Origin of the sequence: Sulfurimonas sp. (genome assembly GCF_028714975.1) — a bacterium.
GTDB lineage: Bacteria > Campylobacterota > Campylobacteria > Campylobacterales > Sulfurimonadaceae > Sulfurimonas.
Genome location: NZ_JAQTLH010000002.1, coordinates 104,604 through 121,052 on the forward strand (window position 1 = coordinate 104,604; position 16,449 = coordinate 121,052).

18 protein-coding genes are annotated in these 16,449 nt (G+C 37.2%); 16 read left to right on the forward strand and 2 right to left on the reverse strand.

Features of this window, described 5'->3' with window-relative positions; all coding sequences use genetic code 11:
* Positions 1–3 precede the first annotated feature (3 nt).
* Positions 4–597: an MBL fold metallo-hydrolase gene (locus PHQ93_RS02420; protein WP_299940401.1), complete on the reverse strand. Its 594-nt coding sequence runs from the start codon at positions 595–597 to the stop codon at positions 4–6.
* 100 nt (positions 598–697) lie between these two features.
* Here PHQ93_RS02420 and PHQ93_RS02425 point away from each other — a divergent pair, with 100 nt between their 5' ends.
* The 4 genes from PHQ93_RS02425 (at position 698) to argB (ending at position 4,481) form a co-directional block, all read left to right on the forward strand.
* Positions 698–1,507, forward strand: coding sequence for an NAD+ synthase (locus PHQ93_RS02425; RefSeq protein WP_299940403.1), 810 nt, complete (start codon positions 698–700; stop codon positions 1,505–1,507).
* A 10-nt stretch (positions 1,508–1,517) separates the two neighbouring features.
* Complete coding sequence (locus PHQ93_RS02430) at positions 1,518–2,639, forward strand: DegT/DnrJ/EryC1/StrS aminotransferase family protein (protein WP_299940404.1); 1,122 nt, start codon at positions 1,518–1,520, stop codon at positions 2,637–2,639.
* 83 nt (positions 2,640–2,722) lie between these two features.
* Positions 2,723–3,646, forward strand: coding sequence for a tetraacyldisaccharide 4'-kinase (locus tag PHQ93_RS02435; RefSeq protein WP_299940406.1), 924 nt, complete (start codon positions 2,723–2,725; stop codon positions 3,644–3,646).
* Positions 3,630–4,481: an acetylglutamate kinase gene (argB, locus tag PHQ93_RS02440; RefSeq protein ID WP_299940409.1), complete on the forward strand. Its 852-nt coding sequence runs from the start codon at positions 3,630–3,632 to the stop codon at positions 4,479–4,481. Before PHQ93_RS02435 ends, argB begins: the two co-directional genes overlap by 17 nt.
* Before the next feature lie 8 nt (positions 4,482–4,489).
* Here the strand turns inward: argB and PHQ93_RS02445 are convergent, their stop codons facing one another.
* Positions 4,490–5,632: an FAD-dependent oxidoreductase gene (locus PHQ93_RS02445; RefSeq protein WP_299940412.1), complete on the reverse strand. Its 1,143-nt coding sequence runs from the start codon at positions 5,630–5,632 to the stop codon at positions 4,490–4,492.
* Between the two features lie 99 nt (positions 5,633–5,731).
* Between PHQ93_RS02445 and PHQ93_RS02450 the strand changes: the two genes are divergently transcribed.
* The 12 genes from PHQ93_RS02450 (at position 5,732) to PHQ93_RS02505 (ending at position 16,443) form a co-directional block, all read left to right on the forward strand.
* Entirely contained in the window at positions 5,732–6,013 is a 282-nt protein-coding gene (locus PHQ93_RS02450) for a DUF2018 family protein (RefSeq protein WP_299940415.1), read from the forward strand.
* On the forward strand, positions 6,014–6,427 hold the full coding sequence (locus PHQ93_RS02455; protein WP_299940417.1) for a hypothetical protein: 414 nt from the start codon (positions 6,014–6,016) through the stop codon (positions 6,425–6,427).
* A 111-nt stretch (positions 6,428–6,538) separates the two neighbouring features.
* Positions 6,539–7,426, forward strand: coding sequence for a polyprenyl synthetase family protein (locus tag PHQ93_RS02460; protein WP_299940418.1), 888 nt, complete (start codon positions 6,539–6,541; stop codon positions 7,424–7,426).
* Positions 7,426–8,724, forward strand: coding sequence for a glutamyl-tRNA reductase (gene hemA / locus PHQ93_RS02465; RefSeq protein WP_299940421.1), 1,299 nt, complete (start codon positions 7,426–7,428; stop codon positions 8,722–8,724). Before PHQ93_RS02460 ends, hemA begins: the two co-directional genes overlap by 1 nt.
* On the forward strand, positions 8,724–10,031 hold the full coding sequence (gene proS, locus PHQ93_RS02470; RefSeq protein WP_299940423.1) for a proline--tRNA ligase: 1,308 nt from the start codon (positions 8,724–8,726) through the stop codon (positions 10,029–10,031). Before hemA ends, proS begins: the two co-directional genes overlap by 1 nt.
* Positions 10,031–10,459 (forward strand): FxsA family protein, encoded by a 429-nt coding sequence (locus PHQ93_RS02475; protein ID WP_299940425.1) that lies wholly within the window; start codon positions 10,031–10,033, stop codon positions 10,457–10,459. Before proS ends, PHQ93_RS02475 begins: the two co-directional genes overlap by 1 nt.
* Complete coding sequence (locus PHQ93_RS02480) at positions 10,413–11,246, forward strand: thioredoxin domain-containing protein (RefSeq protein WP_299940428.1); 834 nt, start codon at positions 10,413–10,415, stop codon at positions 11,244–11,246. The genes PHQ93_RS02475 and PHQ93_RS02480 overlap by 47 nt, the downstream gene beginning before the upstream one ends.
* The gene (hemC, locus tag PHQ93_RS02485; RefSeq protein ID WP_299940430.1) at positions 11,247–12,188 is read left to right on the forward strand and encodes a hydroxymethylbilane synthase; all 942 of its coding nucleotides are present in this window, start codon (positions 11,247–11,249) and stop codon (positions 12,186–12,188) included.
* A gap of 2 nt (positions 12,189–12,190) precedes the next feature.
* Positions 12,191–14,005 carry a menaquinone biosynthesis decarboxylase gene (locus tag PHQ93_RS02490; protein ID WP_299940433.1) on the forward strand — a complete coding sequence of 605 codons (1,815 nt, stop codon included), beginning with the start codon at positions 12,191–12,193 and terminating at the stop codon, positions 14,003–14,005.
* A gap of 92 nt (positions 14,006–14,097) precedes the next feature.
* Positions 14,098–14,439 (forward strand): cytochrome C, encoded by a 342-nt coding sequence (locus PHQ93_RS02495; protein WP_299940436.1) that lies wholly within the window; start codon positions 14,098–14,100, stop codon positions 14,437–14,439.
* A 142-nt stretch (positions 14,440–14,581) separates the two neighbouring features.
* Positions 14,582–15,982, forward strand: coding sequence for an argininosuccinate lyase (argH, locus tag PHQ93_RS02500; RefSeq protein ID WP_299940438.1), 1,401 nt, complete (start codon positions 14,582–14,584; stop codon positions 15,980–15,982).
* Positions 15,979–16,443 (forward strand): OsmC family protein, encoded by a 465-nt coding sequence (locus PHQ93_RS02505; protein ID WP_299940440.1) that lies wholly within the window; start codon positions 15,979–15,981, stop codon positions 16,441–16,443. Before argH ends, PHQ93_RS02505 begins: the two co-directional genes overlap by 4 nt.
* Positions 16,444–16,449: the final 6 nt, after the last annotated feature.

Below are 16,449 nucleotides of genomic sequence, written 5' to 3' on the forward strand. Positions count from 1 at the left end.
TCATTAAAGATTTCCTATCCAATAATCACTATACTGTTGCTCCTGTCTGATAGTCGTAGTTCCTCCGTGCCCCGGATATATAGTTTTATCGTATGGAATTTTCTTAAATTGTTCAAGAGACTCTCTCATCTGCTTTGGAGAAGAGTATGGAAAATCTGTGCGCCCGATAGAGCGTTCAAAAATGAAATCACCGCTAAACATCGCATCTTCAATTTCTATCGTTGAACATCCGGGAGTGTGTCCGGGAAAGTGAGTAAATTTAACTTTAACTCCTCCAAAATCAAGCTCTTGATTGGGTTCCACTTCTACATCAGGTTTTGACGGCGGTAAATCTGGCATCCATGAGCTGCTTGAGAGTAACATTGTGTCCTCTTTTGGGGTGTAGAGCGGAATTTTTAGTTTCTCTTGTAATTCGGCATTGCTCCAAACATGGTCAAAATGACCGTGTGTATTTAAAATTGCAACCGGATTTTTAACATTATCCATAACCCATTTTGTAGCACCCATTCCCGGATCTATTATAAAATCTTTTCCATTAACCGTTACTATGTAGCAGTTTGTTTGATATTCACCCATAGGTTTTACTTTTATATTCATATGTAATGCTCTTTTTCGCAAAATTATAACATTGGTTACCAAAATTTGATATAATAATTTTTCTTATGCCCTTGGGCACTTCGAAGTTTCTCAAAGGTTTATGATGAAAAAGTATGAGCAAATAACAGAGTATTTGTGCTATTTTTTAAATGATGAAGTTCGCAAAACAGGATTGGGTAATGTTGTGCTTGGTCTGAGCGGCGGGATAGATTCTGCCGTTGTAGCCGTGCTCGCTCATAGAGTGTTTAAAGATAATCTCTTGTGCGTAAAAATGCCCTCACACTACTCTTCGCAAAATTCTCTTGATGATGCCGATGAGCTTTGTCGTGATTTTGGATTAAATGTCATCACGGCTTCAATTGAACCTATGCTAAGAGCTTATGAAGAGTTAAATCCCGATATGGATAATCTTAGACGCGGAAATATCTCTGCACGGCTTAGAATGGCTACTATTTTTGACATTTCGGCAAAACAGAGAGCTTTGGTTTTGGGTACCAGCAATAAAAGTGAATTGATGCTCGGTTACGGAACGCTTTACGGAGATTTGGCGAGTGCGTTAAACCCGATAGGCGATTTGTATAAGAGTGAAATTTATGAGTTGGCGGAGTATTTGGGTGTCTCAAAAGCTATTATAAAAAAAGCTCCTTCTGCCGATTTGTGGCATGGACAGAGCGATGAGGCTGATTTGGGGTATAGTTATGCCCGACTTGATGAAGCGCTTAAGCTTTATGTTGAAGAGAGACTCACTAAAGAAGATATAATTAAAAGAGGATGTGATAAAGATATGCTGGAAATGATTATAGAGCGGATTTTTCGCAATCAGTTTAAGAGAAAAATGCCGCTTATCGCAAAACTGACCTCAAGAACTATAAACCACGATTTTAACTATCCAAGAGATATAACACTATAAGGAGCAAGGGATGAAAATTGCATTTTGTAAATATGAAAGCAGCAGAGAGGCACACTCAAATGTTAGTGATGTTTTAGACGGTGAAGAGATAAATCAGGTAGCGGAGCTAGAAGAGGAGTTTGCCGCATATATCGGTGCAGATTATGCACAAGCTACTTCACATGGAACATCGGCGCTTCATTTGGCTATGTTAGCGCTTGATTTAAAACGCGGTGATAAAGTAGTTTGTTCCGTAAATGCACATCCGAATGTTCCCGAAGTCGTCCGCCACTTTGACGCAGAGCCTGTTTTTATAGATATAGATTCGCAAACTTACAATATAAATCTTGATAAACTAGAGGCATATCTGGAAGATAACAAGGCTAAAAAACTAAAAGCCGTTATTGTTACGCATATAGCAGGACAGTGTGTTGACTTGGATAGACTTTATAGAATGGCGACCATTTATGATGTAAAAATCGTAGAAGATGCGAGCGAAGCATTAGGGGCTACATACAAAGGTGACAAAATAGGCTCGACAGGAGCGGATATAACATGTTTTAACTTTTCGTCTCATCTGAAAAAAGATGTTTGTAACGGCGGTATGATTGTTTCAAACTCACAAGAGATTATGGAGCGTGCAAAACTTTTAAGTTCTCACGGAATGAAGAGAGACGAGGATTCTTTGGAGTACATATATGATGTAGTCGATATAGGGTTTGATTATTCGATGAGTCAGTTGGATGCGGCGTACATAAGAGCGCAAATTAAAGAGCAGGATAACAATCTTGTAAGAGTAAAAGAGATAGCTGAGATGTATAACAAAGCTCTTGCAGGAGTAAATCATATAACTATACCTAAGCCGATTAGCGATGAACATCCTTACTCTCTTTATATTATAAAAGTAGATAAAAATAGAGACTCTTTTGCACTGGAGCTAAAAAAACATGGTGTTGAGGTCGGAGTTCACTATATACCTCTTCACTTTTTATCGTACTATAAACACAAATATTCGCTAAAAGTAAATAATTTTCCGGTTGCGCTTACAACTTATCAGCAGGTAATGTCGCTTCCGATTTATCCTAGAATGCAAGATAAAGAAGTGCAGTATGTTATAGATAAAATCAAATCCGTAGCATCGACTAGGGTATAAGTTTATGTTAGATAATCTGCCGCTTTATGCGGCTAGCTTCAGTGCCAAAGCGGCTAGCGTAGCATTGACGGACTTGTTCGTTAATGCGTAAGATGGTAGTCTTTTGGGTTGAAGAGTATTTCTACAACCCAAATTTCGTTCAAAAAATTATCTCTCTTTTGCTTCTGCCTCTTAGTTTTATTTACTGTTTTATTATGTATATGCGATTTAAAAGCAAAAAACCGCAGGATTTCGGCGTTGATATCATCAGCATCGGAAATCTTAGTGTCGGAGGAAGCGGTAAAACGCCGCTTGTAACCGCTCTTGCATCAAGATATGAAAATGCGGCGGTAGTTCTTCGCGGATACGGACGAGAGAGCCGCGGACTTTTTGTGGTAAGTGACGGAGAAAAAATATTAATCGATGTAAGTACTAGCGGTGATGAGGCTATGATATACGCAAAAAAAGTGCCAAATGCCATAGTTATAGTAAGCGAAGATAGAAAAAAAGGTATTATAAAAGCCAAAGAGATGGGTGCAAAAATTATATTTTTAGATGACGCCTACTCAAAGCACGATATAAAAAAGCTTGACATTCTCATAGATGTACAAAGTAAAAATTCATCTTGTCTGCCATCAGGAGCTTTTAGGGAGAGACTTTGGAAAGAAAAAGAGGCTGTTGTCGTAAAAGAGGGGATTGATTTTAAAAGAGTAGTTGAACTTAAAAATAAAAGTGATAAAATGTCGCTTGTAACTGCCATAGCAAGACCGCAGCGCCTTGATGGTTATTTGCCTCAAGTTGTGAGTAAAAATTACTTTGAGGACCATCACTCGTTTACAAAAGATGAGATTTCCAAGATTATTCAAAGAGACAAGGCAAGCTCAATTTTGGTTACTTACAAAGATTTTGTAAAATTAGAGCAGTTTGATTTACCGCTTTCACTACTTGATTTACATGTGGAAGTTAATGAAAATATTTTTAAAATAATAGATAATTATAGAGGAAACAGTAATGCAAAAAAAGATTGAAACAGTTCAAACGCTTCTTGAAGCTCTGCCGTTTATAAAAGAGTTCAGAGGTGAAACGATAGTCATAAAATACGGCGGTTCGGCACAAGAGTCACCGCAGTTAAAAGAGAAGTTTGCCGAAGATATTCTGCTTATGTATCTTGTAGGCATTAAGCCGGTTATCGTTCACGGCGGAGGCAGACAGATAAACGAGATGTTAGATGCTCTAAAAATTGATACTAAATTTATAGACGGTCAGAGAGTCACTTCAAAAGAGGTTATGAGAATTGTCGAGATGGTACTTAGCGGAGAGATAAACAAAGAGATAGTATCACTCTTGAACTCTCATGGCGCAAAAGCGATAGGCATCAGCGGAAAAGATGCTCATTTTATCTCTGCAAAATCCAAAGACTTCGCAAAATGGGGACTTACGGGAAATATTACGGATGTAAAAGCTGAAGTTATCTCAAATTTGATAGCTGAAAAATTTATCCCTGTTATCGCACCAATTGCAGCAGGTTCAGAGATGGGACATCCGGGATTTAACATAAATGCGGATTTATGTGCTTCGTATGTTGCAAAAGCGATAGGTGCGAACAAAATCATATTTTTAACGGATACAGCCGGAGTTTTAAACAACAACAAAGAGCTCTTTAGCACGCTTACAAAAGCTGAAGTTGAAGCACTTAAGGCTGATGGAACTATCCACGGCGGAATGGTACCAAAAGTCGATGCTTGCCTTGAAGCAATCGAGGGCGGCGTGCAAAAAGCTCACATCATAGACGGCAGAATAGAACACTCGATGCTGCTAGAGCTTTTCACATCGGCAGGTATAGGAACGCAGATAGTTGTATAAATCTATATTTAGTTCTTTCTAGCCGTTTTATAAAAGAGTTTCTCGCTTGATAGCTCCTTTGGCATAGGTGTATCATTTAGAATATTTTCACCCAATATTTTTGCCAAGTATGGAGCGAGAACAAAACCTCTTGAGCCCAGAGCGTTGATGATGTAGAGATTAGGATAGTACTCTAACAGGTTCGGCGGGATTTTTGTGCCGTTTTTGATTGAGGGATATTTTTTTAAGCTCTCATTAAAGTTTACAACTTTGCCTATTACTGGAAAATAGCTCTTTATCGTCGCTCTTGCACCTCTGTAAATTTTTACGACTTCTAAATTTTCTAGTTTTATCAGCTCGTCTGCTTCCCTTAGGAGAGTTTCGATTTGTCCCTGCTCGCTATTTACATAAAAAGCACACTTGTCACACGAGGTAATGCACTCCATTTTTGCGGTGTCGTGTCTCTCTTTTGTGGCACCGATAGCAACCGTGCCGTCACTTTTGTTTGTTGAGATAGAGATGGATTTGTGTATGTTAAACGGCACTTTCGTTGTTGTTTTTACATCTATTTTAACCCCAAAAATCGGAGATATCTCTATGTATGGAGTTTGAACTAACGGTTTTATAACACCTTGAGCCAGTATGACGGTTTTTGCTTTGAAGTTTTCAAAAATATAAAATCCATCTTCAAAGATTAATTCGCTTACATCTTCTTTATAAAAATCACACTTTTCTATGAGTTTTTTGCAAATCTCATTTGGATTTAAAATAGCTGCATTTTCGTAAAAATACCCATCAATTTGGGTAAAGTTTTGCGATATCTCTTGCAGCTCTTTTGTATTTAGATATCTGCTTTTTATACTGTTAGATTGAAGTTTTTCACTCTCAAAGTTATTATTTGCAACTCTTAAAACACCTCTTTTGTTGAGCGCTTGGGGTGCAAACTCTTCATAAAATTTAAGGCTATACATAAGGGCGCTGTTTACAAAACTGTTATAGGGATTCTCTTTTCCCGGAAGCGGAGATAAAAACGCACCTGCAGCTCCGCTGCCGCCGCCGGCAATGCCCTCTTTATCTATAACAGCAATTTTTTTACCATTTTTTTGCAAGTAGTGGGCAATATTGCATCCGGCACTTCCGGCTCCGATAATTAAAAAGTCATATATTTTCATTTTGGAATTATAGAAAAATGTGACTTAATGTCAGGCGTTAAGACATTATTAGATTAGTGATGTTATAATCGCGTCATTATTAAAACTATAGGATATGAGATGTACGGACTATTTGAAGACGAAGACGATATATTTATGGGCTCGCCAAAGAGTAAATTAATGGATGTAATATTTAATGCAAATAACGACAGAGTAAGAGCCGAATTGCAAAATTTTATCGACAGAACGGCTGCTATGGAGCTTATGATGACAGAAAAATTCGGTGAAAATGTAGACAGAGATATTCAAAGATTTATGCTTTCAAGTAGAGATGAAGTTGATGAACATTCAAAAAGTCTCTATATCGAACTAATGGGTACTATACTTTCACAGAGCGAATAGTTGAAAATTTTTTTGCGACTGTTTCTTTTTTTAGCATTTAGTTTTAGTTTCATATTTGCAAGTGATGTAACAGAAACTAAGGAAATATTACTAAAAAAAGATGAGCAAAAGAAAATTCTTGTAAAATACGCAAATAAAGAGAAGTTATTTCAGTTTAGATGGACACTTTATAAAAACGGCGGACTTGTTGTTTTTAGGTCTTATGATAAGATAGTTGCCCAGAGTATGCTCTATTTAAGACATGAAAATCAAAGTTTTAGAGTAGAGTTGAAGACAAAAGGTGCAACTTTTCATAACGCACCGTATATATTGGTTAAATTTAAAGAGTTTAAAGAAGATTCAAAACAGGCTCTATTTGAGATTTTTTTGTTTGATGAAAAAGAGCAAATATACTTAGAAGAGTTAAAGAAATAAATTTCTTGCAATAAAACGAAGTTTTCTGCCTCAAAAGAGGCAGACTTTAGTGCCAAAGCGGCTAGCGTAGCAAAATGGGCTTTGCTCATTTTGCGTGTAAAAAGAGAGAATATGCAAAGAGTTGAGAGAGAGATTGAGAGATTAATTAAAGAGATAAATTATGATGAAGTAACTCGTCTTTTTGAGATGCTTCAAGGCGGAAAAAGGCTTCGCGCAAAACTAATTTTAAAGATAGCTCACTCTAGCGAAAAAGCTCCTCTGCTTGCTGCAATCGTTGAGCTTATTCACGGAGCAAGTCTGCTTCATGATGATGTAATAGATGAAGCTACGCTTAGACGCGGAGTGGCTTCGGTAAATGCAACGGATGGAAGCAAAACAGCCGTAATGCTTGGAGATATACTCTACTCAAAAGCATTTACGGAACTCGTTTCGTTTGAGAGAGATATCGCAAAAATAGTCGCATCTTCCGTTACCGCTCTTAGTAAGGGTGAAATGATGGATGTTAAGATGGCAGATGAGTTTAACGGTGATGAAGAGAAATATCTTGATATGTTGTACCTTAAAACTGCTACTTTAATTGAAGCGGCCGCAGAGTCTGCCGCTATTTTAGCAGGTAAAGATTCTGCATCCCATGCGTTATATGGAAAAAATCTCGGTCTCTCTTTTCAAATAATAGATGATATTTTAGATATCACAGCCGATGCGGCAACTCTTGGAAAGCCTGCTATGAACGATTTTGTAGAGGGTAAATGTACACTGCCTTACATCTATCTTTACAAAGTTTTAAATGACGATGATAAAAAAAAGTTAGTCAGCTTACATGCAAAAATGTTGGATGAGCAGGATGCTCTTTGGATTAAACAAAAAATGCAAGAGCATAAAACCATTGAAAAATCTTTTGAGTTGGCACAAAAACTCTCAAATGAGGCTATGAGCGTAATGAAAGATGATACCGAGCTGGTAAATATTTTACAAACTATGATAAAAAGAAGTTATTAATGCACTATTTAAACATAAGCTTTTCACATAAAAACTCAACTCTGGAAGTCAGAGAAAAGCTCTCTTACAAAGATGACGATGCTCTAAGGGCATGTCTTGCAAAATTAAACTCCGGTGAAGCAATCAACGAGTCCGTTTTAATATCTACATGCAATCGCATGGAGGTGCTTTGCAGCTGCAGCGATATAGCTCTGGCAACACAGCATATTTTTGAGATGCTAGCAGCAAGATCCGGAATCTCAATAGAAGAGCTTGAAGGAAGGGCGGACATATATGATGACAGCAGCGCAATCCATCACCTCTTTAGTGTTGCATCATCACTCGATTCAATGGTTATTGGTGAGACGCAAATTGCAGGACAATTAAGAGATGCTTTTAGATTTTCATATGACAATGGATTTTGTGGTCAAAAATTGGCTCGCGCAATGCACAATGCTTTTAAATGTGCCGCAAAAGTTAGAAATGCAACGGATATATCTTCAAAACCGGTCTCCATCGCCAGTGTTGCGGTTGCAAAACTAAAATCGGTTTTAGATAGCGTAGAGGGTAAAAAAGCGTTAGTTATAGGCGTAGGAGAGATGTCTGAGATAACGGCTAAACATCTTGCATCAAACGGTGCCGATGTTTATATCATGAACAGGACAAAATATAAAGCCCAAAAATTAGCCGATGAGTGCGGGGTAAAAGTTTTAGATTTTAGCGAGTTGCCAAATGCAGTTAATGAGTTTGAGATTCTTTTTACCGCAACTTCAGCACCAGAGCCTATAGTTACGGACGAGATTATAAAACAGTGTGATTTTGAGAGATATTGGTTTGATTTGGCACTCCCAAGAGATATAAACTATCATAAAGGTGAGAAGATAAATCTCTATGTAATTGATGATTTGAAAAATATCGTAGATGAAAATATGAGCTTGCGTGAAGACGGTGCAAGAAAAGCTCACGGTATTATCGGACGAAGTACGGTAGAATTTTTTGAATGGCTGGATACTCTAAATATTGAACCGATGATTAAAGAGATTTATCAAAAAGCTTACGAAGCGGCAAAGGTCGAGAGCGATAGAGTTATAAAAAACGGCTATATACCAAAAGAGTATGAAGCTCAAGTTCATAAGATGAGCCAGCAGGTTATGAAGAGGTTTTTACATGATATGACTTCAAAGATGCGCAGCGTTTCCGAAGAGTCAAAATCCGATATGGTAACGAGTGCTTTGCAGTTTTTAATAAAACAAGATAAAAATGACATGCCTGACAAATACAAATGTGAGCATGCCCTAAATATTTTAGAAGGAAGATAATGAGAAGAAGCAGAGCTTTTATACCTACGACAAAAGAGGCGCCATCAGATGCAACGCTGCCGTCGCACAAATTTTTACTTAGAGGCGGTTTTATAAATCAACAGGGCGCCGGACTTTATAATTTTATGCCCTTAGGCAAAATTGTACTGGAAAAAATTAGAGCTATCGTAAAAGAGGAATTAGACAGTGCCGGCTGCTTGGAAGTACAGCTTAGTTTTGTTACTCCGATCGGTTTGTGGGAGAGAAGCGGTCGCTGTGAAGCTATGGGAAAAGAGATGCTTCGCATAAAAGACAGACATGAAAACGAGTTCGTGCTAAGTCCTACAAATGAAGAAGCTATGGTGGAACTAGTAAAAAACAGAGTAACAAGCTATAAAGATTTGCCTCTGAATCTGTATCAGATAAATACAAAGTTTCGTGATGAAGCAAGACCTAGATACGGGCTTATGCGCGGTAGAGAGTTTTTAATGAAAGACGGATACTCTTTTCACTCTTGCCAAGAAGATATGGTAAGAGAGTTTCACCTTATGGAGGAGACTTATAAAAAGATTTTTACAAGACTCGGTCTTGATTTTAGAGTAGTCGAAGCAGACAGCGGAGCAATCGGCGGAACAGGAAGCAAAGAGTTTCATGTTTTGGCAAACAGCGGTGAAGATACTCTTGTAGTATGTGAAACTTGTGACTATGGTGCAAATATAGAGACAATATTTGAGAGTGAAGAGGAGATTGATGCACTAAAGGCAACATCTTATGAGGAGCTCTTAGAGTCAAAAATCTCTAAAAAATGTGAATGTGGAGCTGAGCTTCATTTTAGAAAAGGGATTGAAGTAGGGCATATCTTTCAATTAGGCACTAAATACTCATCTGCATTAGAAGCGCATTTCAATGATGAAAACGGCAGAGCAAAACCTTTTGAAATGGCAACATTCGGTATAGGCGTAAGCAGGCTTGTAGCAGCTATCATCGAGCAAAACCATGATGAAGAGGGATGTATCTGGACAAAAGCGACTGCTCCGTATGTGGTAAATATCATGATTTCAAATATAAAAGATGTAAATCAAGTTAATTTGGGCGAAGAGTTGTATGAGAAACTCAAAGCTTCAAATGTAGAGGTTATGCTTGATGATTCAAAAGAGAGATTCGGTTTTAAAATGAAAGATGCGGAGCTTATCGGGTTTCCATACACGATTATCATAGGCAAAGAGTTAGAAAACGGTTTAGTTCAAGTTTACGATAGAAAAACAAGAGAAAATATCTCGGTCGGTGCAGATACTATTTATAGTAAAATAATGGAATTGATTCAGTAATGATTTATTTTCTTATTTACCTATTTTTAGAGGTTATAATTTTTGTAAATATATCATCGGCGATAGGTGGATTGGCAACATTTTTTGAGATAATCATAAGTGCGTTTTTGGGATTAATCATATTGATTAATTTTAAAGCGACGCTTACAGAGAATCTCAGATCAGTCTCTTATAACTGTATTGATTTAAGGCAGTTTCAGAGTTTAAATTTATTTACGATTTTAGGAGCAATTTTACTGATTCTCCCGGGATTTTTAACGGATATTATAGGTATTTTGTTGCAGTTTAGCGTATTTACGACTATGCTTGTTAATCGTTATAATATAAAATCAAATAAGTGTAATACAAAATATGAAAAAAATAATAGAGAAAAGGATATAGATGTCATTGATGTTGAAATTATTAGCGACAACAGCACTTCTAAGTAGTTTATTGGCGGCGGCAGATAGCTCATATGAGCGTGTTGAGGAGTTTTTAGAAAAATCATTTAGTAATAACCAAAATATAAAGTCGATAAATATCAAGGTTACAAATAAAATCGCAGTAAAAGAACGCAGCGGTTGGAGTGCATATTTTGTTGAATTGGATGCAATATTGAAAAAAGACAATCGTCAAGTAGTCCAAAAAATGATTTGGTTCTCAGACGGTAAAGTCATAACTAAAGAGTTGTTTGACTTAGAGAGCGGCAAGGATATGGGTGATTTTGTTTCGCTGCCGTTTAAAAATGAGTATTACAATAAAGCAAATTTGGTTTGCGGAAATGAAAATGCAAAGCATAAAGTAGTGATTTTTTCTGATCCTCTCTGCCCGTTTTGTAGACAATTTGTTCCTGAAGCAATAGAGTATATGAAAAAAGAGCCTAATAAGTTTGCAGTCTATTATTACCACTTGCCTTTAGAATCTCTTCATCCATCTGCGGTTGAACTTATCAAGGCTGCAATAGCATTGGAGCTAAAAGGTGCAAAAGATGTTGTTTTAAACCTTTATAAAGTAAATGTAGATCCAAAAGAAAAGAGCAATGAGGTGATTTTAAAAGAGTTTAATAAAGTTATGAACTCTAATATTACTATGGCTGATTTAATCTCATCGGAAGTATTGAAACATTTCCAAAATGATTTAAAAGTAGCCGATGCGCTTATGGTAAACGGAACTCCTACCGTGTTTTTAGACGGAACGGTAGATAAAACAAAAATGAAATATAAAGAGGCAAAATAGATGAAAAAATTAATAATCGCAACAAGAGGTTCGCAACTCGCACTTTGGCAATCAAATCACATTAAGGCTGTTTTAGAGGAGCAAAATCCGGGTCTTGAGGTTGAACTCAATGTAATCATTACAACCGGAGATCGTATCCAAGATAAAGCATTGTCAAAAATCGGCGGTAAAGGTCTGTTTTTAAAAGAGCTTGAAGAGGCTATGCTAAGAGGCGAGGCTCAAATAGCTGTTCATTCACTTAAAGATGTTCCTACCGTAATGCCCGATGGTCTGCTTTTAGCGGCTATTACCGAGAGAGAAGACTCAAGAGATGCTCTTTTATCTGAAAAATATCCAAACATAGATGCTCTTCCAAAAGGTGCAGTAGTAGGTACATCTTCGCTTCGCCGTCGTATGCAGATAGAGAAGCTTCGTCCGGATTTGGTTATAAAAGATTTAAGAGGAAATGTTGACACAAGAATCAGAAAACTTAAAGAGGGTCAGTTTGATGCCGTTATTTTAGCTGCCGCAGGCATAAACAGACTATCGCTTTTAGATGCAGTAAAACATGTTTATCCGATATCTCTTGAAGAGATGGTTCCGTCAATGGGGCAGGGTGCGCTTGGTATTGAAGCCGTAAATGATGATGAAGTTTTAAAAATTGTTGCAGGACTTGAAGATGAGTACAGCAGAATCGAGACGACTATCGAGAGATCTTTTGTAGATGAGCTTGAGGGCGGCTGTCAGGTTCCAATCGGAGTAAATGCATCTGTTTTAGAAGATGGAAGCGTTAGTATCAAGGCAGTTTTAGGACTTCCGGACGGAACAGAGATGTTAAGTGATTCAAAAATAACATCTAAAAGAGATTACCAAAATATCGGTAGAGAGATGGCTGCAGAGTTTATTGCAAGAGGTGCTAAAGAGCTGCTTGCCCGTGCCGAAGCTATGATGGAAAATAAGTAGTTATGAAAAGAACTATTGAGTTACTCAAGAAAAATGATGAGTTGAGAGTAATTGATCAAGAATTGGATATTTATCTTGAAATTCCTCATTTAGCTTATGCAGAGGTAAAGAAAAAAGATGGCGGCAAAGCTCTTCTTTTTACAAATGTCGTAGATAAAAAAAGCGGCAAAAAATTTAGTGAGCCGGTTGCTATGAATCTTTTTGGTTCATATAAACGCTGTGAACTCCTCTTTGGCAGAACTATAGAATCTGTTGCCGATGAAATAACAAAGCTACTGCATTTGAAACCTCCTGTGGGTTTTTTAAATAAACTCTCAATGGCTAGTGAACTCTTCTCCCTAAAAAATATATTTCCAAAGAAACTAAGCAAGAGCGGAGCGTGTCAAGAAGTAAAATATTTGGATGAAAATGTAGACCTTTATAGACTTCCGGTTCTTACGACGTGGGAGCAAGACGGCGGTCCATTTATCACAATGGGACAAGTTTATACACAAAGCTTAGACGGCGAGATGGTAAATCTTGGTATGTACAGACTTCAAGTGTATGATAAAAATCATCTAGGAATGCACTGGCAGATTCATAAAGACTCTTCACACTTTTTTGACCAGTATCAAAAAGCGGGTAAAAAGATGCCTGTTAGCGTTGCAATCGGCGGAGATCCTCTCTACACATGGTGCGCAACTGCTCCTCTTCCTTATGGTGTCAATGAACTTTTAATGTATGGGCTTATAAAAAAACAGCCTGCAAAACTTGTAAAATCTTTAACGACTCCTCTTTATATTCCGCAAGATGTAGATTATGTTATTGAGGGTTGGGTCGATACCAGTGAGATGAGAATTGAGGGTCCTTTTGGAGATCATACGGGCTACTATACTTTAAGAGAGCCGTATCCGGTTATGGAAGTTAGCGCTATCACAATGAAAAAAAATCCTACTTTTTTAGCAACGGTTGTCGGTAAGCCCCCACTTGAAGATAAGTATATGGGTTGGGCGACCGGAAAGATATTTTTCCCGCTTTTAAAGACCACCGCACCGGATCTGCTTGATTATCATATGCCGGAGAATGCGGGTTTTCATAACTTAATTTTGGCAAAAATGCAGCCTTATTATAAAGGTCATGCAAAACAGTTTATGCACGCTTTTTGGGGTGCTGGGCAGATGAGTTTCGTTAAACACGCTATATTTTTAGATGAAAATGCTCCTAAGTTGGAAAACTATGAAACTCTAAGTGCTTATATACTTGATAGATTTACGCCGAAATCTCTTTTTGTAACCGAGGGAATTTTGGATGCACTAGACCATTCATCTGCCGAGAGTTTGGTGGGTGGAAAATTAGGAATCGATGTAACGTCAGCGCAAAAACAAGAGGCTCCTGAGCTTCTTGGGGATGAGGAGTTGCTATTAAGGGTTAAAGAGGCTATCCCAGAAGCTGTCAATCTGCATCAGTTTATGAGAAGAACTAAAAATCCTATAACGGTAATATCCGTAAATAAGATTAAAAATTTAAAAAATTGCTTCGAAGCTCTTGTGAAGTTAAGCCCGCATATCAGGATAGTTGTATTTGTAGATGATGCTAAAAATGATATATTTAATCCTTATATGTTAATCTGGAGAGTTACGAACAATATAGACGCGACAAGAGATCTTTTTGTATCAGGATTGATGGTCGGTGTGGACGGAACTAAGAAGAATGCCTTAGACGGTTTTACCAGAGAATGGCCCGATGATGTAGATTGTACGCAAAGCGTAGTAGACTCTTTAAAAAGTAAAGGTCTATGGGATTTAGAAGACAAACTGTACAAAAAGTATCAATTATAGCTATCTTGTTTTAAAATGTGTTATTTTTTATTCAATGTAAGGTAAATATAATAAAGTGTAATGTAGCATAAGTAAACACAAGGGGTTTCTTTATGGGTAAGTTTTTTATTTTTTCTTTATTTATGGTTGTTTTTGCTTTATCAAATGCAGATGCTGCATTGCATAAAGGGCAAAAAGAGTATTTGAAACAGTGTTCTAAATGTCATCCGGGCGGACAGACGTTTATCTCTAAAAAATATATTAGAGAGTGGGAACAGATTATGAAGAACAACGGTGAAGAGTTGGCGAAAGTACATTTAAGCAGCAGTGATGAAAAAGCTAAGCCTTCTCATGAATATTTTAAAAATAAAGAATCAAAAGATAATGCAGTCCATTTAATGCAATTTTTGATGGAGTACGCAAAAGATAGCGGTAAAGTTCCTGCTTGTAATTGAAAATACCTCTAAAAACTCTTAACACTATTTTAGATAGATAGAATAGTGTTGCTCTTATTTACGCTACTTTGTAAAATCACTTAATTTAGCTAAAATACCAAACTTTTTTAACAACTTATAAAATAAAATTAAGGAAATTATCATGGACAAAATGTGGTCGGGTCGTTTTTCTGCAAGCGCATCAAGCCTTTTGGATCAGTTTAACGCATCTATTATGTTTGATAGAAAACTTTATCGCGAAGATATTGAAGGCTCTCTTGCTCATGCTGCTATGCTTGCTAAACAAGGTATCTTGACGGCTGATGAACTCGCTCAAATAAGAGATGGGCTAAATCAAGTTAAAAATGAGATCGAGTCGGGTGAATTTGAATGGAAAATATCGGATGAAGACCTTCATATGGGGATTGAAAAACGCTTAACCGCTATTATTGGAGAAGCCGGAAAAAAACTTCATACGGCAAGAAGCAGAAATGATCAGGTTGCAGTAGATTTTCGCCGTTATGTTCTTCGTAAAAACTTAGAAATAGTTGACGCGCTTAAGCTTCTAATGAATGAGATACATGTCGTAGCAAGTAAACATACTCAAACGTTACTTCCCGGTATGACGCATCTTCAACATGCTCAACCGATTAATTTTGCTTTTCATTTAAGCGCATATTTGTCAATGTTTAAAAGAGATATTGAGAGATTTCTTAGTTCACATGCAAGAAATAACATCTCTCCTTTGGGATGTGCGGCGCTTGCAGGAACTCCGCATAAAATTGACAGAGATATGACGGCCGAACTTTTAGGCTTTAGCGGCGTAAGCGTAAACTGTTTAGATACGGTAAGCGATAGAGATTTTGCGTTAGAGATTTTATTCAATATTTCAACCATGATGATGCACATCTCCCGTTTGAGCGAAGAGTTGGTTATGTGGTCAAGCTATGAGTTTAGATTTATTGAGCTTAGCGATGAGTACTCAACAGGCTCGTCAATAATGCCTCAAAAGAAAAATCCCGATGTTCCCGAACTTCTTCGCGGCAAAACGGGGCGAGTTTACGGTTCATTAATGGGACTATTAACCGTTATGAAAGGTCTTCCTTTAGCTTACAATAAAGATACGCAAGAAGACAAAGAGGGTGTTTTTGATGCGGTTGAGACAGCTGAAATTTCATTAGAGATACTAAAAGAAGCTATTAAAACTATGCAGGTAAAAGCACACTATATGAAGAGTGCCTGCAAAATCGGACATTTAAGTGCTACCGATTTGGCAGATTATCTAGTTCAAAAGTGTGATATCCCTTTTAGAGAAGCTCATTTTATTACCGGAAAAGCGGTAGCTAAGAGTGAAGAGTTAAAAATTGATTTGAGTGATATCGAGCTAAAATATCTTCAAGAGATTGATAGTAGAATAGGCGAAGATGTTTTGGCGTTTTTATCGATTGAAAACTCTATGAATGCCAGAACTTCAGCAGGCGGAACATCAACCCAGAGAACTGAAGAACAGCTGGCGTATTTTAAAAATTTTTTAGTAAAAACTAATGCGGAGTTGTTTATATGAGAGTGACAATATCACACTTAAACGAGATGAAATTTGAGGCAAAAACAGATAAAAGCAGTTTTATTATTGATTGCCCTGTTATAACTCCGATAGAGTATTTTTTAGCGGGAATTATCTCATGCAGTGCAACAGATATGGTTATGATGCCTAAAAACCAAAATAAAACCGTTACAAATTTAGTAATTGACGGTGATGCAGTGAGAAATGATGATTTTCCTAAAAAGTTCAATACCTTGCATCTTGATTATAGATTTGATTCAGATGCCGATGATATAGTGGCTGCTAGATGGGTTATGGCTTCGTTAGAGACATACTGCTCGACGATTAATACTATCAGAGATTCCGTAGCCGTATCATATTCTGTGACTCATAACGGAAAAAAGATTAAAGAGAATGAAAAAATTATTTCAGGCGGCGGCTTAAAAATAGATATGGGAAAAATTGAGAGTTGCCCGTCATAGGGCAAC

Coding starts and splice junctions, on each gene's coding strand:
- PHQ93_RS02445 (WP_299940412.1), bottom strand. CDS start 5,632: ATGAAAATATATGACTTTTTAATTATCGGAGCCGGAAGTGCCGGATGC.
- hemC (WP_299940430.1), top strand. CDS start 11,247: ATGAAAAAATTAATAATCGCAACAAGAGGTTCGCAACTCGCACTTTGG.
- PHQ93_RS02475 (WP_299940425.1), top strand. CDS start 10,031: ATGATTTATTTTCTTATTTACCTATTTTTAGAGGTTATAATTTTTGTA.
- proS (WP_299940423.1), top strand. CDS start 8,724: ATGAGAAGAAGCAGAGCTTTTATACCTACGACAAAAGAGGCGCCATCA.
- PHQ93_RS02495 (WP_299940436.1), top strand. CDS start 14,098: ATGGGTAAGTTTTTTATTTTTTCTTTATTTATGGTTGTTTTTGCTTTA.
- argB (WP_299940409.1), top strand. CDS start 3,630: ATGCAAAAAAAGATTGAAACAGTTCAAACGCTTCTTGAAGCTCTGCCG.
- PHQ93_RS02460 (WP_299940418.1), top strand. CDS start 6,539: ATGCAAAGAGTTGAGAGAGAGATTGAGAGATTAATTAAAGAGATAAAT.
- hemA (WP_299940421.1), top strand. CDS start 7,426: ATGCACTATTTAAACATAAGCTTTTCACATAAAAACTCAACTCTGGAA.
- PHQ93_RS02425 (WP_299940403.1), top strand. CDS start 698: ATGATGAAAAAGTATGAGCAAATAACAGAGTATTTGTGCTATTTTTTA.
- PHQ93_RS02505 (WP_299940440.1), top strand. CDS start 15,979: ATGAGAGTGACAATATCACACTTAAACGAGATGAAATTTGAGGCAAAA.
- PHQ93_RS02420 (WP_299940401.1), bottom strand. CDS start 597: ATGAATATAAAAGTAAAACCTATGGGTGAATATCAAACAAACTGCTAC.
- PHQ93_RS02435 (WP_299940406.1), top strand. CDS start 2,723: ATGCGTAAGATGGTAGTCTTTTGGGTTGAAGAGTATTTCTACAACCCA.
- PHQ93_RS02430 (WP_299940404.1), top strand. CDS start 1,518: ATGAAAATTGCATTTTGTAAATATGAAAGCAGCAGAGAGGCACACTCA.
- PHQ93_RS02490 (WP_299940433.1), top strand. CDS start 12,191: ATGAAAAGAACTATTGAGTTACTCAAGAAAAATGATGAGTTGAGAGTA.
- PHQ93_RS02480 (WP_299940428.1), top strand. CDS start 10,413: ATGTCATTGATGTTGAAATTATTAGCGACAACAGCACTTCTAAGTAGT.
- argH (WP_299940438.1), top strand. CDS start 14,582: ATGGACAAAATGTGGTCGGGTCGTTTTTCTGCAAGCGCATCAAGCCTT.
- PHQ93_RS02450 (WP_299940415.1), top strand. CDS start 5,732: ATGTACGGACTATTTGAAGACGAAGACGATATATTTATGGGCTCGCCA.